The organism is Bacillus cereus group sp. BfR-BA-01381 (genome assembly GCF_022663555.1).
Taxonomy (GTDB): Bacteria; Bacillota; Bacilli; order Bacillales; family Bacillaceae_G; genus Bacillus_A; species Bacillus_A pacificus.
Genome location: NZ_JAKUFR010000044.1, coordinates 1 through 25255, shown reverse-complemented (window position 1 = coordinate 25255; position 25255 = coordinate 1). Strand labels below are relative to the sequence as shown.

Below are 25255 nucleotides of genomic sequence, written 5' to 3'. Positions count from 1 at the left end.
CTAATATATTGTAAATATATTTTATTTTGAAAGGATGTGATGATATGGCTCATAAATCTACTGGAGTGTTTCGAGTTCCAGTTTCTGAAAATGGGATTATTCCAACTGCTCTCAACATTATGTTAAACAATGATTCACGCTGCCATACTAGTAATGTAACGGTAACTGTTAAGAGAAGTCCAAACACTTCTTTCCCAACTCAAAATGAATTAGTTGAAATCTCTCGTACTTTTGTTTCTTTAGAACCGAACAGAACAACTAAGATTGTGTTGTTTACTCCAGAATTCCAAATAGAAGATTTTCTTGATGTTATTATTAGTGGAAATAAAGCTGATGTTAAGGATGTTCTTGTATATTCTTTCTTAGCAGATTCAGCGGGTCACAATTTGTCATCTACTGTTTTCAGAAATGCAGAATACACTTTTGCCTGCTGACAACGTGATGATGTATTCTTTACTATCATATCAAGGTGCCATCCTGCAGCTTGATATGATAGTAATTTTATTGTGTTGTTATTATATAAGAAAAGAAGACATTGATTAAGATGTCTTCTCTTACTTGTACACTTGGTGTTAAGAAGGTATCATATTGCTTAAAAACCATAAAAAATTGTAGAAACTATTACTAAATTAAATCATGTTCTCTATTAACAAATTTTTTAATTTTATTCCCATATAAAACTTTCTTTGGATTTATAATTATAAGTAAAATCGCAACTATGGAATAAAAAATTGCAGTATACATAATTAATTCAATTAATTGTCCATTGATTATGCCAATAAATAAGTTAAAGAAAAAGTGGATGATCATTGGAATAATTAAATTTTGATTTAAATTATAAAATGTTGTCATAATAATTGTAGTAGATATAATTGCAATCATAAAAAACAAAATATATTTGATTAAATTACTGCCTGTAAAACCTGTAGTAAACCATATAGGTAGATGCCACATTCCCCACCAAAAACCAATAATGATTGAAGATTTTAATGGTGAGTATTTTTTCTGAAGCTCCATTAATGCAAAACCCCTCCACCCTAATTCTTCTCCTAGTGGTCCGGATACAATAGTTTTAACAACATAATAAAGTAATACGCCCCATGTAGTTCTATTAAAAATAGAGTTTGCTTCACTGTTAGTTGAAATGAGAAACAACATCGTCAAAAATATAATTATTTGAATGATACTTACAGTAAGAACGATAGAGTAATTAAGTTTATTTTTAAATCTATCTTTTACGAATTGAATAAAACTCTGTCCAGGATAAATTCTTTTAAATAGAAATATAAAAGCAAAAGTGGAAGACCAAGCTGATATGCAGAGCATTACATCAAAAATCCAAGTTGGAACATGTAATAATTTTGTAATTCCTACAAGCAGAAAAAGTGGCCAAAAAATAATGTTGGTTAGTAATATAAAACTTACCACGGGCTTTTTCAGTCTTTTATCTTCAGTCATATACAATCCCACCTTAAGCTAAATTTTTAACATACAATAATGTACTTATTCAGCGCGTTGAGATAATAGACTGAATATTCTTTCTGTTATATTTGACATATGTAGATTTCTACAGAGATTTTTCAGTGTATATTTTGGAGTTACTTGATGTTTACGTTATAAGAGATATATACATCTTGGTTAATTTTTAGATGCAATGGGTGTTTCAAGATTTTTTTGCTTCATATGTTAAAGAATATGGAGCAAAAATCAGAAAATGAAATGATTCGTACAGAACTATAGGTATATATAATTTTATACATTTACATAGTTTTTTAATTTTAAACAGTAAACTAATTCTGGATGGTGTCCTTCTTCAATCTCTCCTGTTGGCCTAAAACCCACTTTTTCATAAATCCGCTTTGCGCGTTCATTATCGTGAATAACCGATAAGAATATTTCTTCGCATTTGTACGTCTGAACCATACTATCTATTACTGCTTTTAAAACAGGAACCCCATACCCTATCCCTTGATATTGATGGCCAAGCATCATACTAATTAACTCATATTGCTTCGTTTCATTTCTAAAACCATACGAAGCAAAACCTATTAAAACATCATTATCATATATAGCTTTCGGAGTAAACCCAAACGTTTGGCAAGCTGCAAGAAAGAAAGCATTTGAACCAACCCATCTTTCATATATTTGAATGTGTTTTTCTTGAAGTTTATCTGATTTTAAATTAATAATTTCAAAGAAATTTTCTTCTGTTACATCTATTAATTTTAGATTCATCTTTTCTCCTCTTTCCATTTTTTACATTATCTATTCTAATTCTTCATCGTATTTCTCATTCCTTTATCTTCTTAATGGATGAAACTATTCAATTTAAAAAATAGTCCGAAACCTTAAGTTAATGGATGTGGGGTAGCACTAACGAAATGTTCTTTTTTCTTCAAAGCTTTTATTGCTTCACTTAAATAAACAGTATTCCACATACTAATTTCATTAATTAAGAGGTTTCGTGTACTACTTCTTGGAAGTTGATCTTGTAGCGCTCTTTCTCGTAATTCACTATGTTTTCCAAAGAAAATATTGAAAGGCAAGGCGATGAATACATTTACAAAATGACAAAACTGTAAGAATACAAGAATGTTTGTAAGAAAGTTCGATGTTTTCCTTTTTCTTTTTTTATTATAGTGAAGAAGAACGAAATATTCTCTTATGTAGGAAAGGAAGATAATAATGATTGATTTATTAAATAAATGGATGTTAGAAAGTACAGGGAATTTCAATATTGTTGTAGGACTTACAGCCCTTCTATTTTTTGGTTCAGTAATTGCACTTATTATTATTTACAAAAAAATTGGTAAACCAGATGAAAGAACAAATGCTATTTATTTAAAAATTACTTCTCGTATGTTTACTACTCAAATTCTAATGAATGCTATATTTATTTCTTTAGTTGGTAAAGATATCGAGAATTTCCGTCAAATCTTTATATTGTTTGAAGCTTTTGTATTCTTCGTTGGAGCTATTTATTCGTTTAAATTATATAGACAGGAATACAAATAATTTACTTATAAGAAACAATAAAAAAGAGGTTGCCCAAAAGTAGTTATTCAACTGCTTTTGGGACAACCTCTTTCTAATAGTTTTTTAGCAGAAACAGCTGCATCCGATAATGATTAATAGAATAAATAATACAACTAATAAAGCAAATCCTCCAGCGAAACCGCAGCCTTCTCCGCAACTACCACCATATCCCATAACAATAGTGCCTCCTTTAGATAAAAGGGTAAAACTAGGGTTCATTCCATGGATTTTAACGGGTTCACTTTACCTTATGTTTTAAAGAATGAATTGAGCAGGTCCTTTTGAAAATAAAGAAAAGACGCCATTAGGCGCCTTCCTTTTAGGTAGATAAGACTTTAGTTTTCCAATCTAAAGAAATTTTGTATCAGTTCTTTGTGAGTATATCATAATATCTGGTTGATTTATTATGCATTGTTACATACTTCTCTAAATTCCTCTATTTTTCATTTGATAAAATAAAATCCTAATATTACCAAAAGTTAAATAAATATTTCTACATATTCAAGATATTTACATAAATTACAAAAGTGATACATTTAAGTTGTAAGTTATAAAAACTATTAAAGGGGGATTTATTATGTTCAAGAAATTAGTAGTAGGGCTATTAGCAACTGGTATTGCATTAACAGGAGGAATTGGAGCGGCTTCAGCTGACACACAAAAAGATGTGAGCTCTCCGAAGCAAGCAGCATGCTCAATTCCTTATGAGTATTCTAATGGTAAATTTAAAAGAACTCTTTATTACTCAAATGGAGTATATGCTAATAGTTTTAATGAAAATGTTTGTGGCGGGACGATTACATGGTATTTAAAACATGTTCAAAATGGAGTTGCTTTTTACGAAGGTAATTTAAAATAGTAGATTCTTTGAACCGCATTTATCCCGCATTAACGGGCAGTAAGACCCCCACCTAAAAATTCAGTGGAAGCAAAGAAGTTAGGTGGGGGATCAACTGCCCGTAAAAGCCCGATTGGTTCAACTAATAATCAGTGGGGGATGAACAAAACCCCCACTGATTAAAGTCTCACTTTATTGAGGTTCTTTTAGTTTTTAAACTGATTCTCTACAAAAAAAGACACCTAAAGGTGCCTTCCTGCGACTTTTGTAAGTAACTTTTACGAAATTATGATTGTTTTTTATTTTGTATTTCAATCAGTTCATCTGGTAGCGTTTTTGTATAATATTCTTTTTCTGTTAGTTCAAATATAAATAGTGCTTTTGTCCAGTTATAAACAACATCTTCTACATTATGTTGTTTAATCTTTAATAAAAACTGACCTTTTAAATAGAATAGTTCACCTAATAGGTAAAAAGTATTTAAATTAATTGCTAATTTTATACCATTATCAAGGTATTTTATTGCCTCTTCATGTTGATATATGGAGTCTAAACATTTTGCTAAATTTAACATGATTTTTAATTTAATTTCTTTATCTCTAGGAAAATCTAACTTATTAAAATTAGTTAAACATCTTTTTAATATATTAATACTTTTTTCGAAATTTTTATTTTCCGCATAAAATATAGCCATTGTTTGCATAATATCTATTTCTCTTTCGGATAAAAAATCGGAATTAGTTAAAGTCAGTTTTAATGCATTATTTAAAAGATCTAAAGCAGTTTTTATTGATCTATCCACTATAAATATAGCAATTGCTTCGTGCCATATTAGAAATTGTTTCTCTTCTTTTGTTTGAAAATTATTTAAGTTTTTCTCTTTTTTTACTATTTCATAAAGGTCTTTATATTGTTTTTGCTTTAAGCAATCTTTCATTACATATTTTACATTTTCTACATATTTTAATCTTTTGTTTTGAGTTAGTGCAAATATATTATTTGGATCAATACCAAGTCTTTCTGATAATTGATATAACAATATACTAGATGGATAAATCATACCTTTTTCGATCTTACTAATTTGACTTTGTGAACATATTCCATGACATAATTCGGATTGTGATATGTTTTTTTTCATTCTAAGTTCTTTAATGGTAATACCCAAATCGTTAAATTCCATTTTTTCACCTACTATCTAGCACTTTATTAGTAAAATAATATTCTTTAAACTTAATGTAATGTAAAAATAATATAGTTGCAATTATTGTTTGTTGTAAAGGCTTATCGTTTTCATAAGATGGTGAGGATTTTAATATGTACAAAAAGACATCCAAAGGCGCCTTCCTGCGACTTGAACCATTTTCATTTTAATAATATGTATTGGACCTCCATCCAAATATTATTTTTCCAAGTTAAATGACTATGTTCATTCTGTCAAAAAAAGGACTAACCTAACGTAAAATATGAATGTTTCATAAATAAAAAGGCGGTTGTTTCCGCAACCACCTTTCAGCAAAACAAAGCACTTTTTCAGAAATAAAATATGGATGATTCCTGAAAATGTTATAGGATATAATTCCATTTTTATAATTCAAGTGACGAGCTTAATTTATAAGAAAGGAATGACTACATTATATGAAAGCTTGTTTAACAAGGTTACAAATAAAAGAAAGGACCCGCTGAAGTTCGGGTCCTTTTAGAAGTGATGATGTTTTCTCGGCTTGGGAAACCGAGAAAATACAAAAATATAACACATCGAGATTTAGAGAATTTCAATACTAAATTAGAGATTACCATGAGGAAGTTATAACGAGTGACTAGTTATATATCTTCTCAAGTAAAACAACATAATATCACCATGAACTTCTATAACAATATGAATTTTTACATATTTCAAAACCTAATATATCCTTCAAAAAATTTTAATAGTATAATATGTTTTGTCATATTCTTTTAGATTTTTCGACAAAAAATAACATAAATAGAAACGATATTGGGAGAAGGAATTATGTACACAAAACTACTAAAATCAATTGCATCATTATCACTTATTGGTGGTGCTTTACTGTATACAAACGGCAGTGATGTGAGAGCTGCTGAGACGGGTGTTTTTTCCGATGTGCCTACATCGCATTGGTCATATCCAGCAATTAAAGATTTAGCGGGTAAAAATATTATTTCTGGTTATGGAAATGGGAAGTTTGGTTTCGGTGATGTTGCGACGAGAGAGCAAGTTGCAGCTTTAATTTATCGTGCGTTGTTACCGAATAAGCAAGGTGGTACGTTTAGTAATGATGGTGCTCGTTACGTATTACAAGATGGATCTACTTTAAACAATCCGTATCGAGATATTCGCTCAGGGTCTACATTGTTTCCAGAAGAGGTTTTAACGTTAACGAAATTAGGGATTTTTAACGGGGATGGAAACGGAGGTTTTAGACCGAAAGATTCTGTTAGCCGTGCAGAAATGGCGCAAATTATTAAAAACGCTTTTCAAGTTTCGGCTAAGCAAAAGCATACATTTAATGATGTTCCGGATGGCTTTTGGGCAGAAGGTGCGATTAGTGCGGTGCAGTCAAACGGGATTGCATCTGGTACAGGCGACGGAAAATTTGAACCTTCTAAAACGGTAACACGTGAACAGTATGCACAGTTTTTATATAATGCTTTGCAATATAAAAAGCCTGCGGTTGCGGTGCAAGATACAGGAGATGCGGCATTATTAGCAGCATTCAAAGATGAGGTGCAAAAGCGTATTAATGCGTATGAGACGAATATTACACTTTCGTATAAAACGAAAAATAGTAATACAAAAGAAGTGATGAATACACTTTTTAATGCCTATAAAGAAGTGGCAAGTAAAAATGAGTATACGAATTATAATAGATCGAATGTTTCATATGGACTTTCTGGATCACCTGGAAATTATACGTTTACGTTAAAGATTACATACCGTGAAACGAAAGAACAAACGGAATATGTAATGAAGCAAGCAAAAGCAATTGTTTCTTCTATTATACAAGTTGGGATGGATGATCACGAAAAAGTGAAAGCGATTCATGATTATGTCGTAAAACATGTTTCTTATGATACGTCTTATAAAGCTTACACAGCATATGAAGCACTCGTAAATCGTTCTGCGGTTTGCCAAGGTTACGCACTATTAACTTACCAATTATTAAAAGAAGCTGGAATTGAAAATCATTTCGTAACGGGAACTGGTGATGGACAACCTCATGCTTGGAATCTAGTGAAAATCGAAAACAAATGGTATCACCTTGATACAACATTTGATGATCCAGTGCCAGATGAACAAGGCCGCGTAACATATTCTTATTTCAACTTATCAGATGAGCAAATCGCAAGAAATCATGAGTGGAACCGTGGGGAATATCCGCAAGCTACAACAAATTATTATAGTACATTAACAAATAAAATTGCGGCAGGTGGTTCGAAAACTTCTGCATATCAGCAAATTTTAAAAGATACAAAGTTAAATTATTTAGGAAATGAATACATTGCAAATAACTATAATGAATTCAAAAATAAAATGCAGCAACGTTATAATGAAAAGTCACCAAAGATTGAAATCCTTTATAAACAATCAATGGATGGCGCATTGCAAGATGTGAAAAAAGCAATTGGAGAAATTGGTTATCCGCAAGGAGCAAACCGTGTTTCTTATAAAGCGGAGCCGTATAATGCGAAAGAAGGGTATTCTTTAGTAACGATTACATTTATGTAAAAAAATAACCTAGATCCTATGGGATCTAGGTTATTTTTTTTAACTTAATTTGACATATACAGTCTAACTGTATAAAATCAAACTATACAGTTGAACTATATAGTTTAGCTATATATTTATCGTTACATTGGAGGTCTTTATGAATAGAGATAAGAATTTACCATTAACGGAAACAACGTATTACGTTCTCTTAGCGTTATTAGAGCCAGCACATGGTTATTTAATTATGCAAAAGGTGGAGGAACTGAGTAATCATCAAGTAAAAATCGCAGCGGGTACATTGTATGGGGCGGTTGAAAATTTATTAAAACAAGGGTTAATAGAATCGGTAAAAAGTGAAGATAAACGAAGAAAAGTGTATGTCATTACGGAACGCGGGAAAGAAGTATTGCATTTAGACTTTATGAGAATGCAGCACATTATTGAGGTTACAAAAAGTTTATTACACGTATAGTTAGGGGGAAACAATGATGTGGAGATTGAAATTCTTTTTAGACTTTGAGAAAGAGGAGAAATGGTTAGAAGAGATGGCTTGGAAAGGTTATCAACTAGAAAGCAATACATTTGGTTATACATTTAGATATACAGAACCGGAAGATGCGACGATTAGAATAGACCATAGAGTATTTAGTAGAAAAAGTGAATTTATTAATTACTGTACATTATTTGAAGATAGTGGATGGGAGCATATAGCTGGTAATCGGTGGTCAGGTACGCACTATTTTAAAAAGGTAAATGAAGAAAGTGAAGATGACATTTTTTCAGATCCAATGTCACGAGCGGGGAAGTATAAACGTCTATCTAAAACATTTTTAGAATTAGCGATCTGTTATTTGCCGATATTATTCCTATTTATGTTTAATGATACGATTCATTTAGGAGCACTTGTAAATCCGAAAGAACTATATTTGACGCCAGGACTATGGGATAAGCAAGGTTTATCATTTCTATGGTCATTCTTATTTGAAACACCATTTGCATTGATGAGAGGACTTTTTTGGACGTTTATCCCCGTTGCGACATGTATGTTTTTCTTTTGCTCGTATAAAGCAAATCGGTTGTATGAAGAGAGAAGATGATAGGAGGGGATTTTTTGCATTTATAAATTGTATTTTTTAAAAATTGGTAAAGGAAATGAGTGCGTATTGGAAGCAAGTTAGTATGATTTTAATTTAGTTGTATAAACATTATATGCTGGAATAATCTTCTTTAAATATTCCATAATTAACCTACAAAAAGTATCTTTATATGTTAATATTAAAAAGAATATTTACGGTATTTTTTTAATATATTATTTTGAGAATAAGGGGATTCAATTATGAATTTTAAACAATTAATTTTAGCAGGGGCAGTTATTGCATCAACAACACTAACACCTCTAACAAATGTGCAAGCAGAAAATACACTAGGATTTAAAGATGTTCCTGAAAATCACTGGTCTTATCAAGCAATTATGGATTTAAAAGAGAAAAATATTGTGGCTGGTTATGGAAACGGAATGTTTGGTTTTGGTGATAATATTACACGAGGACAAGTAGCTAGACTAATATATGCCTATTTGAAGCCAGTAGATGAACTTAATTCACAAAATCCTTTCACAGATATAGAAGAGCATATGTTTAAAAAAGAAATTTTAGCTCTTAATAAAGCTGGTATTATGAACGGATTTGGTAATGGGAAATTTGGTCCAGATAACGTTTTAACGCGTGAACAATTAGCTGTTGTATTAACAAAGGCTTTTAACTTTAAAGCAACATCTACTACCACTTTCAAAGATGTAGATAAAAATTACTGGGCAACAAATGCTATCAGTGCATTACAAGAAAATAAAATTACAACGGGCACAGGTGATAATAAGTTTGAACCACAAAGTCTCGTGACTCGTGAGCAGTATGCACTATTCTTATACAATGCAATTAATAAATCGGAAAAAGAGCATGAGTCAAAGCCTACTGCTATCCCACAAGATTTAGCAGACGAGCTCATTTATTATCATGAAGGTTGGATGGATAGCTCTTCGGTATTAAAAAAATCTATATCTAAGGAAGCACAAAATCTTATTACTGAAATTAACGCAAAATATAATGCGGAGCTAAAATATATAGGGATAGGCGGTCCACGTTCAGAGGTCGTGTTATTCTCTCCGGTATTAGAAGGAATTCCAGAATTTAATGGGAATTTCACTGTAGAAGGCGATAATGAAAGTAACTTTACCGTTAATTTTGTAATTGATAGAGGTCAAGGTAAGAAGGCGTTAGTAGAGTTAGGGAAAAAATGGATCAATATGATAAATCCAAACTTAGATTTGAGTACAGAGATTGATAATATAGTGGCTTCTAATACACGCACAGGTAATTTTGATATAAATAAAAACAATCTTAAAATAGAGATAAGCTTAGAGAAGCAAAATTCTAGTAGCGATCTAATGAGTGTTAAAATCCACAAGTAAAAAAGAGGAGTGAAATTTCACTCCTCTTTTAATTATATTATTTTTACTGTTATCCCTCATTTGCCCGTAAATGCTCGAGAGGGTCAATTAATAATCAGTGGGGAAGGGCACTCATCGCTGATTATAGTTTCACTTTATGTTTGGTGAAGCTGTATAATTGAAATTCATAATGGTGTATTTAGGGTTAATTGTTATTTGTATCCTTTTTTATTTGAGTGTGATAAAATTAATAATAATATTCCTTAGGAGGATGATGGTCATTCATACACTTTTAGGTATTATTGGAGCAATTGTTTTACTTGCATTTGTTGTCCACCCCGGTGTGCCAGGCAAACGTGTCCCTCTAAAAAATAAACTCGCAGTAATCCTTCCATTGATTGTTATATCCGGGTTAATTTCATTGTATATATAATTTGAAAAAGTACGTAACTTAATTTAGTAAAAACCTCACTAGAACTACCACTATGGCTACTTCTTCACGATAATTACGTGCTAATTCCTTTTTCTTCTGGTTCCTACGTCATATATAAGATATACAGTATAAATTTTATTGGTATGTTACACCGGCTTAGCATGTGGTTTTACCTTTAATTAATAGCTTGTTCTCTTATTAATCGCTGCATGGATTACTAAAATATCTAATACAGAAGACCGGCATACATAAACTATTGTATTTCTCAATAAACAAAAACAACTTAACATGGTAAAATAATAATTGGATGGGAGTCCAATACATATTATTAAAATTAAGATGGTTCAAGTCGGAGGAAGGCACCTTAGGGTGTCTTTTTCTTTTTTAAAATGACAGTTTTGACTTAAAGAAGATACATTTTCAATGGATGATTCCCATGAATATATAAATAAAGTTTATCCATTGATAACTAAGTTGAAAGTGGAAAATATATTGTAATGACAATTTTACTTCTTCTATTTTCATGAATATGTATAATTACATAAAAATTCAAGGGAAAAGAGAGTATACTTTCTTATTGTGTAATAAAGATAAGGCCTGCCTACGGAAATAGGTGGGCTTTTTTTACATATGAAGAAAAGACACTCACATGAGTGTCTTTTCGATAGTTTTTTAGCAGAAGCAAGCAGCTCCAACGATGATTAATAAAATAAACAATACAACTAATAAAGCAAATCCTCCGGCGAAGCCACAGCCGCCACAACTACCACCAAAGCCCATAACAGTTCCTCCTTTTAATAGGAGGAGAAAAACAAAGGTTCACTCATGTGTTTTAACGGATTCCATTTACTTTATGCTTTTACGAATGAATGGAGCAGGTCCTTTTCAAAATAGATTTATTTATTCTTAGAAAGAGTTCAAGGGCAAAATAGGAGAATCTATATTATTCATTAAGAGGGGATAAGTGGAAAATAAAATATCCAAAAATACAGATGGAAATCCGCTTTTATACCTTTCATTAAAATAATACTAGCATTATATATTATAAGGAATACTTGTCCTTAATTGTAAATGAAAGGGGGAATTGATATGAGTTATGGCTATGGTTATCCTCCTGGAAGATGTCATAAACATCACAATGAAACTTTGTCAACGGGTGTATTACGTAGACATTCCGCTACTTTATTTCTTACTGTGGAAGCTATGAATGTTGATCCAGATGATACTCATACAGTAACTGTTGAAATGTTTGATTGGTCATCGGGTTCTCCGGTATTGTTACCATTAGTAGACCCTTCAACACAAACATTGGCACCTAATCGACGTGTTACTTTTCGTTCAGCAGCTCTTCCTCCAGGAGTTTTTGCTTATGAAGTAAGAATCATTCGTTCGAAAGATAGAGATGTTGTTACGAATGTTTTTGGTCTTAGTGCAATAGTATTTAACCCACAAGAAGGAAATAATGTTTTACAACATGATTTAGCAAAATTAGATCTTAAATAGCTTTTATAAAAGTTTATTTATTGGACAAGATTAAAAAAGAGTAGGATTACATCCTACTTTTTTTAACATCAATTATATTAAAATTTTAAAAGAAATCCTTCATCATTTTCACATCTTTAATATTCACTGTCACACCTTCAACCTTATCCTTCTCCTCATCTTTAGCAATCGTAATTTTCTCCTTATTATCAACCCAAACAAGAAATTCTTCTTTTGCGTCATCTTTATATGTAACGGTAATAGTAGAATGTGCCGATTCTCGCTTTTTTTGATCTAAAGTGATTGTTTTAGGCGTGCCTTTTTGAACTGCGGAAACGATAGATTGTATCATTTCTTCGTTGTCTGTTTGAGATTTTGAAACGTTGTTATTTATTGTGCTAAGTATTTCAATGTCTGTAATATTTGCGGATTTTAATTGAAAGGTAGTTTGTGTATGTTCTTGCTTAGCTTGTGAAGCTTTATCTGTAGCCGAGGTGCTTGTACATCCTATTAAAGTGAAAGATAGAGCGGTTAGAGCGCATATAGATATGATTTTTTTCATAGTATCCCTCCTTAAGTTTAATTATAACAATTTTCTGTTAATTAAGGTAGTTATTGTAAGGGGATTTATTCTACTAGTTTTGGGATAGAGAAAATTCACATAACTTTTTTCGAATTTTATGTTTAACATTTCGAAAATGGGTGTACTACATATAATATAACAAATAATTCATTTTAAAGGAGGAAGTTAAAGATGGAAACGAAGTATAGTAAACCTTTTGTATATGAATTTATTACGGAGAAAGAGGTCATGAATGCGGCGAATGATCTAGTGAAGAAAGGAATAGACCAAAAAGATATTTACGTATTAACACACGAGAAAGAGAGGACAGATAGAATCGCAGACAATGCAGACGTAAATACAATTGGTATAAAAGAGGAGGGGCTTGGGACAAGCATTATTAATGTCTTTCAAAAAACGGGAGATCAGTTAAGAAATAAGATGCAGGAGTTAGGGCTTAATGAGGAAGAAGCGAACTTCTACGAAGAAAAGCTAGATGAAGGGAAAATCTTGTTATTCGTTAAGGATTTAGAAAGAGTCGGTGAATGGTTACAAGAAAGAAGATGCACGTATTCTATTTAAATTTGTATCTTATAAATCTATTAAGAAAAGGAGATGGGAAATATGAGTGGCGGACTAAAAGAACAAATTACAGGTAAAGTTGAAAAGACAAAGGGACAAGTAAAAGAAGGAATTGGTGAAGTTACAGAAGATAGAGAGTTGAAAAATGAAGGGAAGTGGGAGAAGACGAAGGGAACTATAAAAGAAAAAGTCGGAAAAGTGAAACAAAAGATAAGTGATGGGTTGGATAATAAAGAATAATACATGTTTATCAAGCTTTGGTTACACACCAAAGCTTGATAAATCCATTATAAAAATAATATGGGAGGCTTAATTATGGGACTTATTATTACATGTATTGTAGGTGGACTTATTGGTGCATTAGCTGGAATGATTACAGGAAAAGACTTTCCTTTAGGTATAGTTGGTAATGTGATTGCTGGTTTAATTGGATCTTGGGTAGGTAGTGCGTTATTTGGTCATTGGGGTCCTGAATGGGGAGGTATTTTCGTTCTTCCAGCGTTATTAGGTGCAATCGTCTTTATTTTAATCGTTACATTCTTCTCTAGAATGCTACGGAAAGCGTAAGTATGATAATGAATAGTAATCTTAAGTTTATTATATATAGCTATAAAATTAATGAACTGATAAATATACATAAAAAAGCATCCAATTAAACTAATTTGGATGCTTTTTTTATGTATTTTGCATACGAATGAGCGGGGAATAAAGAATTCCCCGCTCATTGAAATTACACTTTCTATTATGTATTAAGCCATCGTTACTTTTTTACAAGCGTTTATTCTTACGACCTGCCTTGGTTCTATATGAGATAAGTCCTCGTTATTACCTATATCCACTACAATTGTATTCGTTAGTATATTAATAATGGAACCAACTAATTTTGTAGCATGATCGTGTCGATAAGAAAATTGAACGAAATCTCCCTTTTTAAAGCTGTGCTCTTCCATAGATAGATCCCCCTAAAAATAATGTTTATACATTATATATACACAAATTTATAGGGTTTAAACATTTGGTAGTATTTTTTACGTGTTAAGCCGAGAAAGCTGTGGAAAATTTATTTATAATGAAAATAAAAAAATATGTTTAAAACTAATTTTTATGGGTAATTAACATAGTAGTAGTTTGAGATAAGGGGGCGGAAATGATGAATTTGGGAATAAATATTTTGCAAAATGATGTAGGTTATACGGTACAACTTAATGGTGAAATTGATGCATATACAGCATCAGATTTGAAAAATAAGATCATGCCTATTGCAAGCGAAAAAGAGGTTCATATTGTAGTAGATTTTACTGAGGTAGAGTATATGGATAGTACAGGCTTAGGTGTTTTTATAGCGCTATTAAAAGCAGTTAAGAAAAATGATGGAAAACTAGAGTTTATTGGTGTATCTAAAAGGTTAAAAAGATTATTTGATATTACAGGGTTAACAGAAATATTAAATTTGAATTCCGATTTTGAAAAAGTAGAAAGAAGGTGACTAGGGATGATGGAGAGATTTGAAAAGATAGAAATGAAAATTCCTGCAAAGGCAGAATATGTGGCTATTATTCGTTTAACAATGGCTGGTGTTGCGAATCGAATGGGCTTTGCTTATGACGATATAGAAGATATGAAAATTGCTATTAGTGAAGCATGTACAAATATTGTACAACATGCATACAAAGAAGACGTTGGAGAAATTGCAATTGTCTTTGGGCTATATGAAAATCGATTAGAAATTATGGTTGCTGATAATGGGGTTAGCTTTGATTTCAATAACTTAAAAAGGAAAGTTGGTCCGTATGATATTAATAAGCCAGTAGAACATTTGCCGGAAAATGGTTTAGGTTTATATTTAATCAATACGTTAATGGATGATATACAAATTATGCATGATGAGGGCATGACAGTTTTAATGACAAAATATATACAAAGAGAGCAGGTGGAGAATGATGGAAATCCAATCTCAACCTACGAATCTTACTAAAGAAGACGTTATTAAACTAATTGCAGACTTCCAACAAAACCAATGTGATAAAGCGCAGGAAAGGTTAGTTGAGCATTATAAAAATCTCGTCTATTCCATTGCATATCGCTATTCAAAAGGCGGGCCGATGCATGAGGATATTATACAAGTAGGCATGTTAGGGCTCTTAGGCGCAATAAGAAGGTATGATTATTCGATAGGGAATGCTTTTGAGCCGTTTGCAATACCTACGATAGTAGGGGAAATAAAGAAGTATTTGCGTGATAAAACATGGGGCATTCACGTTCCAAGGCGAATTAAAGATCTAGGCGGAAAAATTAAACTTGCGATAGAGGAGCTAACAGATCAACTGCAACGTTCACCGAAGATTATAGAGATTGCAGACCATTTAGGACTATCCGAAGAGGAAGTGCTAGAAATTATGGATGCGAAAAATAATTATCGAGTATCTTCCTTAGATGATGTAGTTGAAAATTCATCTGATGGAAGTTCGGTAGCGAGAATTGAATCTGTAGGTGAAGTAGAGCAAGGATATGAAGAGACAGAAAGGCGTCTCGTTTTAAAGGATATTTTTAACGTATTAAATGAGACAGAAAAGAGTGTTATTCATTATATATTTGGAGAAAATTTAAATCAAAAAGATACAGGGGAACGGTTAGGTATTTCACAAATGCACGTTTCTCGTATTAAAAGACAAGCAATAAGTAAGTTGAAACAAGCCGCATTTTTAGATACATAAAAAATTTAAAATAATGATGTTTAAAACATGAGAAAAGGGGTACTTATTAAGTATAGGAGGAGATATGAAATGTCACACGATGTGAAAGAACTAATCGAAGGTTTGAATGAAGATTTAGCAGGAGAATACTCAGCAATTATTATGTATAACCATAATGCAGCTACAGTTTCTGGTATATATAGACAAGTGTTAAAACCTTTCTTTGAATCTGAAATTAGTGATGAACAAGGACATGCCCTATATTTAGCAGAGAAAATTAAGACGTTAGGTGGTACACCTACTACAATCCCTTTACGAGTGAAACAAGCAGAAGATGTGAGAGAAATGTTAGAATACGCTAGACAATCAGAATATGAAACAATTAAGCGTTATGAAAAGCGAAAAGAACAAGCAGTGAAATTAAATATGACAGAGTTAGTTGTAAAGTTAGAAGATATGATTGCAGATGAAACAAATCATATGGAAGAATTAGATCGTCTTTTAAATGATAAAGCAATGGTGCTAAATTAAAAGTGGAAATAATTTATAGAGTGAAAGAACAAACTCTCATCTCTGGGGGTTTGTTCTTTTGCTGTATAAAAATTATGTTAGAGTAGGAAATTTTCATTTCATAACTGAGTATGTAATACTAGAAAAATAGAAAATGATAATCGATTTACATTTTATATAAGAAAAGGGGAAATAACTTGTGTCCATTTTAATTGTCGATGATAATCCGGTGAACATCTTTGTAATTGAAAAAATTTTGAAACAAGCCGGATATCAGGATCTTGTATCGCTGAATTCTGCACAAGAGCTTTTCGAATACATACAGTTTGGAAAAGATTCTTCCAGGCATAATGAAATAGATTTAATACTATTAGATATCATGATGCCTGAAATTGATGGACTTGAAGTTTGTAGGCGATTACAAAAAGAGGAGAAGTTTAAAGATATTCCTATTATTTTTGTTACAGCTTTAGAAGATGCAAATAAATTAGCTGAAGCTCTTGATATGGGGGCAATGGATTATATTACGAAACCTATAAATAAAGTTGAATTGTTAGCGCGTATGCGTGTAGCATTACGCTTGAAATCGGAATTGAATTGGCATAAAGAACAGGAAGAAAATCTTCGGAATGAACTAGATTTAGCTACGCAAGTACAAAGAAACTTATTAAGTAGTCCATTAAGAGAAGAACACATAAAAATCGAAGCAAGTTACTTACCTTCATTTAAACTAGCTGGAGATATGTATTACTGGTATAAAATCGATGAAAACCGCTACGGTATTATATTATTAGATGTGATGGGACATGGTGTATCAGCTTCATTAGTTTGTATGTTTATTTCGTCTGTATTACGTGAAACGATTAAAAGTTTAATCGATCCAGAACTCGTTATGAAAGACTTAAATAAATATATGACTCTTTTACATAATGAGAATGACAATATTCCATATTATTTTACAGCGATATACTTAGTAGTAGATACAGAAAAGAGAACGATTGAATATGTAAATGCAGGACATCCTTCTGGATATGTTTTAGTTGATGAAACGAATGTAGTGGAACTAAATCGCGGGAGTTGTGCGGTAGGATTTTTTGATGAAATAAAAGTTGAAAAGACAGTTATACCTTTTGAGAAGAACGCTCAAATCGTATTGTTTACAGATGGTGTACTTGAAGCAATAGCAAATGATGAATTTGAGGCTGAAGAGAAATTACGTACTTTTACAGAAAGAAAATGGGGAGAGTTAGAAGAAGAGATAGAAGGGTTTTACAAGGAAGAACAGAAGAAAGCACAATCAGATGATATGTGTCTCATTATGATACAAACGAATGCGAAATAAAAAGCGTATGAAATCCAAACAGAGGATTTCATACGCTTTTATTGTATTTTTTGATAAATTTGTTCGTTCGGATTAAATTGGACATAGTGCGGCATTATATCTGAAAAACGAAGAGTTTCTTTATTCCCTAAACATAGGAATCCGTTGTGACTTAAACTTTCATAAAAGAGTTGCTGTACTTGGTTTTGAAGTTTACTCGTAAAGTAAATTAAAACGTTACGGCAAAGTATAATGTGAAATTCGTTAAAAGATTGATCAGTTACTAAATTATGCTGCGCAAAAATAATGTTTTGTAACAGTGACGGATTAAAATAGGCAAAGCGGCTATCCGTTGAATAATAGTTGGAAAATGCTTGTGTACCGCCAGCTTGTAAATAGTTTTTCGTATAAGTTTGCATTTTATTTAACGGAAGGATGCCTTGTTTTGCTTTTTCTAACACATTTGTATTCATATCTGTTGCGTAAATAACAGCTTTTTCACTTAATCCTTCTTCGTGAAGTAAGATGGACATGGATAATACTTCTTCACCAGTCGCGCATCCAGCGTGCCAAATTCTAATTTCAGAATGCTTTCTTAATTCAGGAATGACATGCTCTCTTAGCGCCTTAAAAAAGATAGGGTTACGGAACATCTCAGTTACATTAATGGAGAAATCATTTAATAACTGTTCTAAAACCCCCTCTTCATGAATTACTTTTTCAATTAATTTTGAAATGGTAGGGATATTAGAAAGCTGCATTCGATTACAAATCCGCCTATAAATAGATGTGCGAGCATATTGGCGAAAATCAAATCCTGATAGTTTAAATACCGCTTCCAATAGTAAGTCAATTTCTAAGTTCGTACGCTTATCCGTATCTACTGATGGATCAAAATTATAATACTTATTTTCCACTGAAACGAAACCTCACTTATTTTATTAACCATACACTCATTACCGAGTAGAGTTGATGTAAATTTAATGGTTTACTTATATAATCTGAAGCGCCAGCAGATAAACATTTTTCCTTATCATTTGGCATTGCTTTCGCAGTTAATGCGATAATAGGTATTTCATGTAACCCTAAGTTCATTCGGATATGTTCCATCGTTTCATAACCGTCCATATTCGGCATCATAATATCCATTAAAATAAGGTCGATATTTGTATTGTTTTTTAGTATTTCTAAACACTCTAGGCCGTTTTGTGCAGTAATGATATTGGCATGTTGTTTTTTTAATGCATTTTGTAACGCAAATATATTTCGATGATCATCATCGACAATTAAAATAGTTTTCTCTTGGAAGACGTTATTAGTTTCTGGAATCACGATAGTTTCCTCAACAACTTCAGCAGGAATAACATCTTCTACCGTTGCTGCGACTTCTAAATTGGATACTTGTATATCATCAGTTAATCCATTTGGAAGGTTAGGAATATATACGGTGAAAGTACTGCCTTCTCCTACATGACTCTCTAACGTAATCCAACCACCTAACAATCTAGCAAACTCTTTACAAATAGATAATCCTAAGCCTGTACCACCATATTTTCGAATCGTTGCGCCATCTGCCTGTTGAAAGGCTTCGAAAATAAGTTGATGCTGCTCTTTAGCAATACCAATACCAGTATCTTTTACCGAAATTGTCATCCAATCATTACTGATAGACTGCATATCATGACTTAAATTAGTTGTTTCTATTGAATCGAAATGTAAAGAGACAGATCCTTTTTCCGTGAATTTAAATGCATTGGATAATAAATTTTTAATAATTTGTTCAATCCGTTTTGCATCTGTATAAAACAGATTAGGAATCGTGTCACTGTCTTCAACAGTAAATTCTAAATTTTTTTGTGCAGCGATATGTAAAAAGTTTTGCTGCATACTTGCTGCCATATCACTTATGTTCGTTGCTTCAAAAATGACATCTAGTTTTCCGGCTTCTACTTTCGATAAATCTAGTATGTCATTAATTAAAGTAAGCAAATCTTTTCCTGATGAATGAATAACGGTTGCCAATTCAATTTCATCATCGGATAGATGATTGTCATGATTTTCTTTTAACATTTCAGATAATAGTAAAATACTATTTAATGGTGTGCGTAATTCATGTGACATATTTGCTAGAAATTCTGATTTATATTTTGAGCTACGTAACAACTCGCTTGCTTTTTCTTCTAATTCTAATTTCGTAATTTGTAAGTCAGCTGTCTTTTGTTCAGCTTCTTCTGTTCTAGACTCTAATTGTTCATTCGTTGTTCGTAATTCTTCGGCTTGCATTTGTAGTTCTTCCGCTTGCGTTTGCAATTCTTCTGATTGAACTTGTAACTCTTCTGTCATTGCTTGTGATTCATGTAAAAGAGTTTGAATTCGCATACGTCCCATAATACTATGGATTGTTAAACCTAGATTATCAACAGTTTGTTGAATGAAATCTTGATGTAAGTCTGAGATCTCAGTTACACTTACTAACTCCATTACTGCAATTACTTCATCTTCAAATAAGACAGGGATGACTAGTATATTTTTAGGACGTATTTCTAATAATCCAGTAGTAACGTAACGAAACTCTTCGGGTATGTCCCTCAGAATAAAACTTTTCTTTTCTAAAGCAGACTGTCCAATGAAACCTTCACCCATTTTAATAGATTGTTTTCCAATATCAGCACCTTGTTCAGCGAAAGAAGCTTTCTTCACATAGTAGACAGTTTCTTCAACTTCTTCACGTACATAAAATGCACCGCAAGAAGTTTGCGTTTTTTGTATAATGCCACTCAAAATTTTGTTACCTAACATCTCGATAGAGGATACACCTTGATACATTAAAATTAATTCTGCAAGCTCCGTTTGTAACCACTCTCTTTTCGATATTTCGTCCAGTAGGTGATTTGTTGTATGAGCAAGATCTTTTATTTCGTCATGTGTATTTACATGAATTCTTTCCGTAATTTTTTCTTTAGAAGAAATGGATTTAATAGCTTGAATTACATTTTTAATCGTTTTTGTAATGGAATTGGAAATATAAAGTGAAACGATAATGGCAACACAAGAAAGTAAGAACAATAAACTGTATAACCAAATCTCTAATTTATTATTTTCAATATCTAATTGTGCAGCTCTTTTTTTCGTTAATTGCTCCTCAGTGCTGCGGAAGTCAGTTAGCTGTGATTGCAATGATTGGATTTCGGTAGTGTCGATTTCTTGTATGTTGTTACTATTATGGTTTGCAATTAACGGGTGAATCTCTTTATTTATCCAACTAGTAATATTTCCGTTAATCTTTTTTAATTTTTCTTGCTGAGATGGGTTATCTTCTAATAAAGAAAAAAGATCATGGTAATGTTTTTCATAATCTTTTTCGGCAGAGTTAAGAGATTGCAAATAGTTCGCGTTATTAGAAGTGATAAAGCCCTTCGCTTTATTTTCAATTGTTAGCAATTCTTTCTCCACTTGATTCGTTAAATTAAGAACTTTAAAATCGTGATCAATAATAAAATTACGAGATTTTTGTAAATTGGAAATCTGATTGTTTAGCATAATGAAAGAAATAAGTAAGAACAAAATGATAACTAAATAACCAGCCATAATTTTGTAGCGAATACTAAATTTTGCTTCCGATTTCATTAAAAATTCCTACCTTCAAGGTTATTAAAAGTTTTCTATTGTAAAGAATGAAAAACGTAATATATATTATATCAGTTTTCATAGGGCCAAACTAGAAATCCCCCTATTGTATTAGGGGGTCTCGTTTTGAATAGAGGAAATCATTTTGAAGTATAAAACGATATATGAAAAGTAACAATTGAGGGAATAGGGGGATAACAAAACTTTTAAGAAGGAAAGAGTGTTCTTAAAGCTTTTTTTGCATCTATTCCTTCAAAGATAAATAATACAAGCTCTTTCTTTTTTACAGTAAGGAAAAATGATACTAATGTGCTTAAGTTTTTAATAGCAGTAAGTGTTCCGTGTTTACTTATAAATACATTCGTTTGAAATGTTGTCATTAAAGCGTAAAAATGATGAATCTGCGCTATTGTAGGTGTTTCGTTATAAAGAATAGTAGTAGAGTGAATGGCATTCATCGTAATATTCCTTTCCATATAATAAGCATAACAATATAAATATACCCGTTTAAAAAAATGTTAAACATATAAATAAGAAAAAATATAATTATAGTTTTTACGTTTAGAAAGAGTTACGGAGGGTATACATATACTACAAAGAGATTGACCGAAGATGAATTGTAAGGTTTTATACTTTTACTTTAAATAAAAAGGAGACTGTTACATATGGATAAAATGATAACGGATATTACATTTGATTTCATTTACTTGTTAAGTAGTTCTCTTGTAATCCTTTTATTGTTAGCGTTTTTCGTAAATGGGTATGTAAATAAAAAAATTAGTGTATATAAAAACGAAGAATAATAAAGAAGCATTATATAAAACTTTAGGAGGTTAATAGTTATGAATATGGATAGAAAAATAGTAGGTGTTTTTCAAACAATTGATGATGCGGCACTCGTTATTAATGAATTAAAGGAAAAAGGATACTCGGCAGATAACATTTCAGCTATTGCGAAAGATCAAAAGGAAATTGAACATCTGGAAGAAAAATCAGGTGAGAAAGTGAATCATGAAACTGCACATAAAGCAGATATCTTTTCAGCGACAGGGCTTGTAGCAGGAGGAGTAGCAGGTGGACTCGGTGGTTTATTAACAGGTCTTGGTGTACTTGCCGTATCTGGACTGGGTCCAATTGTAGCAGCGGGACCTATCGCAGCAGCTATTGGAGGGGCCGGTATTGGCGGAGGAGCTGGAAGTTTAATAGGGGCATTTATCGGCTTAGGAATCCCTGAAGATCATGCTAAAAAGTATGAAGAATATATTTACAATGGAAATATATTAATTTTAGTAGATGCAAAATTAGATGATAAGTTAGAAATCTATAAAATATTTGATAAGCATCATGCTTATAACTCTGATTTCTTTAAATAAAATGTAAACAAAGTAAATATCGTTTTTTGGTCTTACAACTTTGGCGCGACCGAGGAGTCGTATGACTATAAGAGAGGAAGGGCTTATAGTAAAAGATCAAGTTCTATTACGTTATTTTAAAAGGAAAGAGGTGTCTATTCGTGATTGTAAAAATATTAAAAGATAGTAGTAATAGTTTCCTTTGTACAGTTCAAAATAAAAATGGAGATCAGTATGTGAAGAAATGGTTTCGTAAACATGAAAACAATGAAGAATTAGGACGACCAACTTTTAAAGAAGTAGAACGCGACTGGAAAGAAAATAGGGAATCGTTTATATATCCTAATGTTAAAGCACTTTATTAAACATAATAGGCATTTTATTCTTACAAAACTGTCACATTCCTGTAAGGTAATTCAATAGATTCGTTACTTGTTCCATGTCATAATAAAGACATAAGAAAGCTTATTCAAACTACAACTTATTAGGAGAGTGTCAGTCATGATTGTAACAACAACGTCTGGAATTCAAGGTAAAGAAATTATTGAGTATATCGATATTGTAAATGGTGAAGCTATTATGGGTGCAAATATTGTCCGCGATTTATTCGCTTCTGTTCGTGATGTTGTCGGTGGTCGTGCTGGTTCTTATGAAAGCAAGCTAAAAGAAGCTCGTGATATCGCAATGGATGAAATGAAAGAACTTGCAAAACAAAAAGGTGCGAACGCTATCGTCGGCGTTGACGTAGATTACGAAGTAGTTCGTGATGGAATGTTAATGGTTGCTGTAAGTGGTACAGCTGTACGTATATAAGTAAATAAAAAAACAGGCTCACCCCTTGAAGTTTATGCTTTGAGGGGATTTTTTTGTTCATAACTAAAGGTAAGAGGGAGAAGAGCCAATATACTAGCCTGCTTATTTCAAATGTAGTATATTATTTTTAAAGGTAAAAGTAATAATATGGAAAAATATTAACTTTATGACAAATAATAAAATTGTCATTTGAGGTAAGAAGAGAAATAATGGTATGAATAGCCTTAGAGAGTGTATAGTTTATAGAAATAAACGATTGAGCATGTAAAGAGTTATAGTACATAAAATTTATCCCGCGCTAACGGACAGTAAAACTCCCACCTCAAAATTTCAATTGGAGCAAAGAAGTTAGGTGGGAGATCAACTGTCCGTAAACGTCCGATTGGTGAGAGCTGATTAAAGTTTTACTTTATAAAGGATTGGAGGCAATTACATTATGTTTTGGTTAGGGTGTTTTTTAGGCTACATTGTAGGTTCAGTTATTACATGTGCTTTACTTTACTATGGATATAGATCTAGTGAAAATAAAAAAGCGGATATACGAAAGAGGGAGGAGAGGAAAATCAATCAAAAAGGTGTATAGGATGTGGAACGTAAGGTGATTACGTTGATGCCAAAATAAAGGACAGTACATATTGGATATGACGACTATGTACTGTCCTATTTATTCTTTTTGAATTAGGAAAAGTTATTTCCTGTCTTACTATAAATTTCATAGGCGAAATAACCAAATAAATAGCCTATTCCGGCCCCTAAACTAACTGAAAGCAGGGAGAAGTCCGGGAAAAACATGCCGAAAATCAAGCCGATCATACAACCAATAAACATTCCTATTGGTATTAAACTGTCTAATAAAATTTGAGCCTCATTTGATTTTTTCTTACCCAATTTGCCGTGCTTATATTTATGTTCCAATCTTTTTATTACAAATACTACAATTCCCCCGACTATTAGAACAGGCGCGATTGCCGAAATGAACCACATGTTAGAAGCTCCTTTCACCTTTTAATAGAATTATACCATATATTTACAAATTTTCATTCCTAAATGTATTATCTAGTCTATTTAAAAGGTAAATGCAAAAGACTTCTTCTTTTGCATTTAATAACTCGTCAAAAACACTTTCCGATACGATAAACTTAACTAAATCTATACAATTCAATCAAATTTACACAAGTTAGTGCTTCAAAGTGTTCTCGCAGCCCCAAAGGGACGAGGGGTATAACACTCCACACGAGGCAGTATCGTTACCTCCTATTATCAAGCATTTATTTTACCCATCTTGATAAATTTATCGCAGCATTTACATCCCTATCGTGATAGCTATTGCATGAAGCACAACGCCACTCACGAATCTTTAAACTCCACTGTCCTTCTGGTTGAACTGAATGGTCGTATTTAACTCCGCAACATGAACAAATCTTGCTTGAGGCGAACCATTTATCAGCTTTTTCATACGCAATGCCGTACTTCTCGCACTTGTATGACAAACATTGAAAGAAGAAGTTTAATTTTTGAAAGGAAAGTGCCTTCGATAGTTTTTTGTTTTTTAACAGGTTTGAGATAGATAAGTCTTCCACAACAATCCTCATTGTTTTGGTTTTCACCAATTTAGCTGTTGCTTGATGGATATGGTTATTTCGGATATTCATAATTTTCCTAGATAACCGCAGGTGCTCCGCTTTCGCTTTTTCATATCCAGCAGATTGAATTTTTACACCTTCATCAGAATGTAACTCCTTTAATGAAAGATTTGTTCTTCTGAATCGTAGCGTGTTCCACCAGCATTCTCCTGAGACTACTCGGATGCAAACCTGTTAATTCTGATACTTG

The 25255-nt window shown here is 32.1% G+C and carries 31 protein-coding genes and 2 pseudogenes; 20 read left to right on the top strand and 13 right to left on the bottom strand.

Annotated elements, in window-relative coordinates; genetic code table 11:
- Positions 1-44: 44 nt before the first annotated feature.
- The gene (locus tag MR079_RS16275) at positions 45-434 is read left to right on the top strand and encodes a hypothetical protein (RefSeq protein WP_139868905.1); all 390 of its coding nucleotides are present in this window, start codon (positions 45-47) and stop codon (positions 432-434) included.
- Positions 435-624: 190 nt separating this feature from the next.
- Here MR079_RS16275 and MR079_RS16270 read toward each other — a convergent pair whose 3' ends face one another.
- The 3 genes and pseudogenes from MR079_RS16270 to MR079_RS16260 all read right to left on the bottom strand — a co-directional run.
- Positions 625-1458 carry a CPBP family intramembrane glutamic endopeptidase gene (locus MR079_RS16270; protein ID WP_139868904.1) on the bottom strand — a complete coding sequence of 278 codons (834 nt, stop codon included), beginning with the start codon at positions 1456-1458 and terminating at the stop codon, positions 625-627.
- 294 nt (positions 1459-1752) lie between these two features.
- Entirely contained in the window at positions 1753-2235 is a 483-nt protein-coding gene (locus MR079_RS16265; RefSeq protein WP_001049722.1) for a GNAT family N-acetyltransferase, read from the bottom strand.
- Between the two features lie 143 nt (positions 2236-2378).
- Positions 2379-2549: pseudogene (locus MR079_RS16260) on the bottom strand (Tn3 family transposase); the annotation flags it as partial.
- A 136-nt stretch (positions 2550-2685) separates the two neighbouring features.
- Here MR079_RS16260 and MR079_RS16255 point away from each other — a divergent pair.
- Complete coding sequence (locus tag MR079_RS16255; RefSeq protein WP_139868902.1) at positions 2686-3015, top strand: 6-aminohexanoate hydrolase; 330 nt, start codon at positions 2686-2688, stop codon at positions 3013-3015.
- Positions 3016-3099: 84 nt separating this feature from the next.
- On the opposite strand, the gene MR079_RS16250 is transcribed toward MR079_RS16255, so the two are convergent.
- Positions 3100-3210, bottom strand: coding sequence for a YjcZ family sporulation protein (locus MR079_RS16250; protein ID WP_000540371.1), 111 nt, complete (start codon positions 3208-3210; stop codon positions 3100-3102).
- Positions 3211-3613: 403 nt separating this feature from the next.
- Between MR079_RS16250 and MR079_RS16245 the strand changes: the two genes are divergently transcribed.
- Positions 3614-3895 carry an LCI fold-containing protein gene (locus MR079_RS16245; RefSeq protein WP_000473839.1) on the top strand — a complete coding sequence of 94 codons (282 nt, stop codon included), beginning with the start codon at positions 3614-3616 and terminating at the stop codon, positions 3893-3895.
- Positions 3896-4160: 265 nt separating this feature from the next.
- On the opposite strand, the gene MR079_RS16240 is transcribed toward MR079_RS16245, so the two are convergent.
- A complete protein-coding gene (locus MR079_RS16240) occupies positions 4161-5054 on the bottom strand; it encodes a helix-turn-helix domain-containing protein (RefSeq protein WP_139868901.1) in 894 nt (297 codons plus the stop codon).
- 828 nt (positions 5055-5882) lie between these two features.
- Between MR079_RS16240 and MR079_RS16235 the strand changes: the two genes are divergently transcribed.
- The 4 genes from MR079_RS16235 to MR079_RS16220 all read left to right on the top strand — a co-directional run bounded on the left by MR079_RS16235 (position 5883) and on the right by MR079_RS16220 (position 10068).
- On the top strand, positions 5883-7619 hold the full coding sequence (locus MR079_RS16235) for an S-layer homology domain-containing protein (protein WP_242294296.1): 1737 nt from the start codon (positions 5883-5885) through the stop codon (positions 7617-7619).
- A 139-nt stretch (positions 7620-7758) separates the two neighbouring features.
- Positions 7759-8073: a PadR family transcriptional regulator gene (locus tag MR079_RS16230; protein WP_001078066.1), complete on the top strand. Its 315-nt coding sequence runs from the start codon at positions 7759-7761 to the stop codon at positions 8071-8073.
- A 13-nt stretch (positions 8074-8086) separates the two neighbouring features.
- Positions 8087-8698 (top strand): DUF2812 domain-containing protein, encoded by a 612-nt coding sequence (locus MR079_RS16225; RefSeq protein WP_242294295.1) that lies wholly within the window; start codon positions 8087-8089, stop codon positions 8696-8698.
- Positions 8699-8937: 239 nt separating this feature from the next.
- The gene (locus tag MR079_RS16220) at positions 8938-10068 is read left to right on the top strand and encodes an S-layer homology domain-containing protein (RefSeq protein ID WP_242294294.1); all 1131 of its coding nucleotides are present in this window, start codon (positions 8938-8940) and stop codon (positions 10066-10068) included.
- 1084 nt (positions 10069-11152) lie between these two features.
- On the opposite strand, the gene MR079_RS16215 is transcribed toward MR079_RS16220, so the two are convergent.
- Positions 11153-11260 carry a YjcZ family sporulation protein gene (locus tag MR079_RS16215; RefSeq protein ID WP_000505670.1) on the bottom strand — a complete coding sequence of 36 codons (108 nt, stop codon included), beginning with the start codon at positions 11258-11260 and terminating at the stop codon, positions 11153-11155.
- 309 nt (positions 11261-11569) lie between these two features.
- On the opposite strand from MR079_RS16215, the gene MR079_RS16210 reads away from it, so the two are divergent.
- Positions 11570-11983 carry a BtaA family protein gene (locus tag MR079_RS16210; protein ID WP_242294293.1) on the top strand — a complete coding sequence of 138 codons (414 nt, stop codon included), beginning with the start codon at positions 11570-11572 and terminating at the stop codon, positions 11981-11983.
- Between the two features lie 85 nt (positions 11984-12068).
- On the opposite strand, the gene MR079_RS16205 is transcribed toward MR079_RS16210, so the two are convergent.
- On the bottom strand, positions 12069-12524 hold the full coding sequence (locus tag MR079_RS16205; RefSeq protein WP_242294292.1) for a hypothetical protein: 456 nt from the start codon (positions 12522-12524) through the stop codon (positions 12069-12071).
- A 192-nt stretch (positions 12525-12716) separates the two neighbouring features.
- On the opposite strand from MR079_RS16205, the gene MR079_RS16200 reads away from it, so the two are divergent.
- The 3 genes from MR079_RS16200 (at position 12717) to MR079_RS16190 (ending at position 13673) form a co-directional block, all read left to right on the top strand.
- Entirely contained in the window at positions 12717-13106 is a 390-nt protein-coding gene (locus MR079_RS16200; protein WP_000448809.1) for a YflT domain-containing protein, read from the top strand.
- A gap of 33 nt (positions 13107-13139) precedes the next feature.
- On the top strand, positions 13140-13346 hold the full coding sequence (locus tag MR079_RS16195; RefSeq protein WP_370530088.1) for a CsbD family protein: 207 nt from the start codon (positions 13140-13142) through the stop codon (positions 13344-13346).
- Positions 13347-13421: 75 nt separating this feature from the next.
- Positions 13422-13673, top strand: coding sequence for a GlsB/YeaQ/YmgE family stress response membrane protein (locus tag MR079_RS16190; RefSeq protein WP_000522903.1), 252 nt, complete (start codon positions 13422-13424; stop codon positions 13671-13673).
- Between the two features lie 182 nt (positions 13674-13855).
- On the opposite strand, the gene MR079_RS16185 is transcribed toward MR079_RS16190, so the two are convergent.
- Positions 13856-14056, bottom strand: coding sequence for a methyltransferase (locus MR079_RS16185; protein ID WP_139868892.1), 201 nt, complete (start codon positions 14054-14056; stop codon positions 13856-13858).
- Positions 14057-14253: 197 nt separating this feature from the next.
- Here MR079_RS16185 and rsbV point away from each other — a divergent pair, with 197 nt between their 5' ends.
- The 5 genes from rsbV to MR079_RS16160 all read left to right on the top strand — a co-directional run bounded on the left by rsbV (position 14254) and on the right by MR079_RS16160 (position 17651).
- Positions 14254-14592 carry an anti sigma b factor antagonist RsbV gene (gene rsbV / locus MR079_RS16180; RefSeq protein ID WP_002020655.1) on the top strand — a complete coding sequence of 113 codons (339 nt, stop codon included), beginning with the start codon at positions 14254-14256 and terminating at the stop codon, positions 14590-14592.
- A 6-nt stretch (positions 14593-14598) separates the two neighbouring features.
- Positions 14599-15081, top strand: a complete 483-nt coding sequence (gene rsbW, locus MR079_RS16175; RefSeq protein WP_139868890.1) for an anti-sigma B factor RsbW — start codon at positions 14599-14601, stop codon at positions 15079-15081.
- Positions 15044-15820: an RNA polymerase sigma factor SigB gene (gene sigB / locus MR079_RS16170; protein WP_139868888.1), complete on the top strand. Its 777-nt coding sequence runs from the start codon at positions 15044-15046 to the stop codon at positions 15818-15820. Before rsbW ends, sigB begins: the two co-directional genes overlap by 38 nt.
- A 69-nt stretch (positions 15821-15889) precedes the next feature.
- Entirely contained in the window at positions 15890-16330 is a 441-nt protein-coding gene (locus MR079_RS16165) for a ferritin-like domain-containing protein (RefSeq protein ID WP_242294291.1), read from the top strand.
- A gap of 178 nt (positions 16331-16508) precedes the next feature.
- Entirely contained in the window at positions 16509-17651 is a 1143-nt protein-coding gene (locus MR079_RS16160) for a fused response regulator/phosphatase (RefSeq protein WP_139868886.1), read from the top strand.
- A 38-nt stretch (positions 17652-17689) separates the two neighbouring features.
- Here the strand turns inward: MR079_RS16160 and MR079_RS16155 are convergent, their stop codons facing one another.
- From MR079_RS16155 to MR079_RS16145, 3 genes are all read right to left on the bottom strand, one after another.
- Entirely contained in the window at positions 17690-18547 is an 858-nt protein-coding gene (locus MR079_RS16155; protein ID WP_242294290.1) for a CheR family methyltransferase, read from the bottom strand.
- Positions 18548-18563: 16 nt separating this feature from the next.
- On the bottom strand, positions 18564-21257 hold the full coding sequence (locus MR079_RS16150) for a response regulator (protein ID WP_242294289.1): 2694 nt from the start codon (positions 21255-21257) through the stop codon (positions 18564-18566).
- A 206-nt stretch (positions 21258-21463) separates the two neighbouring features.
- Positions 21464-21715 carry a hypothetical protein gene (locus MR079_RS16145; RefSeq protein ID WP_139868880.1) on the bottom strand — a complete coding sequence of 84 codons (252 nt, stop codon included), beginning with the start codon at positions 21713-21715 and terminating at the stop codon, positions 21464-21466.
- Positions 21716-21922: 207 nt separating this feature from the next.
- Between MR079_RS16145 and MR079_RS16140 the strand changes: the two genes are divergently transcribed.
- The 4 genes from MR079_RS16140 (at position 21923) to MR079_RS16125 (ending at position 23422) form a co-directional block, all read left to right on the top strand.
- Positions 21923-22060: a hypothetical protein gene (locus MR079_RS16140; RefSeq protein WP_000359813.1), complete on the top strand. Its 138-nt coding sequence runs from the start codon at positions 21923-21925 to the stop codon at positions 22058-22060.
- A 39-nt stretch (positions 22061-22099) separates the two neighbouring features.
- Positions 22100-22630: a general stress protein gene (locus MR079_RS16135; RefSeq protein WP_139868878.1), complete on the top strand. Its 531-nt coding sequence runs from the start codon at positions 22100-22102 to the stop codon at positions 22628-22630.
- 140 nt (positions 22631-22770) lie between these two features.
- Entirely contained in the window at positions 22771-22974 is a 204-nt protein-coding gene (locus MR079_RS16130; RefSeq protein WP_001970570.1) for a DUF4028 family protein, read from the top strand.
- 136 nt (positions 22975-23110) lie between these two features.
- A complete protein-coding gene (locus MR079_RS16125) occupies positions 23111-23422 on the top strand; it encodes a YbjQ family protein (RefSeq protein WP_000637511.1) in 312 nt (103 codons plus the stop codon).
- Between the two features lie 678 nt (positions 23423-24100).
- Here MR079_RS16125 and MR079_RS16120 read toward each other — a convergent pair.
- On the bottom strand, positions 24101-24406 hold the full coding sequence (locus MR079_RS16120) for a hypothetical protein (RefSeq protein ID WP_103625462.1): 306 nt from the start codon (positions 24404-24406) through the stop codon (positions 24101-24103).
- A gap of 284 nt (positions 24407-24690) precedes the next feature.
- A pseudogene (locus tag MR079_RS16115) lies at positions 24691-25146 on the bottom strand (RNA-guided endonuclease InsQ/TnpB family protein); the annotation flags it as partial.
- Positions 25147-25255 lie beyond the last annotated feature (109 nt).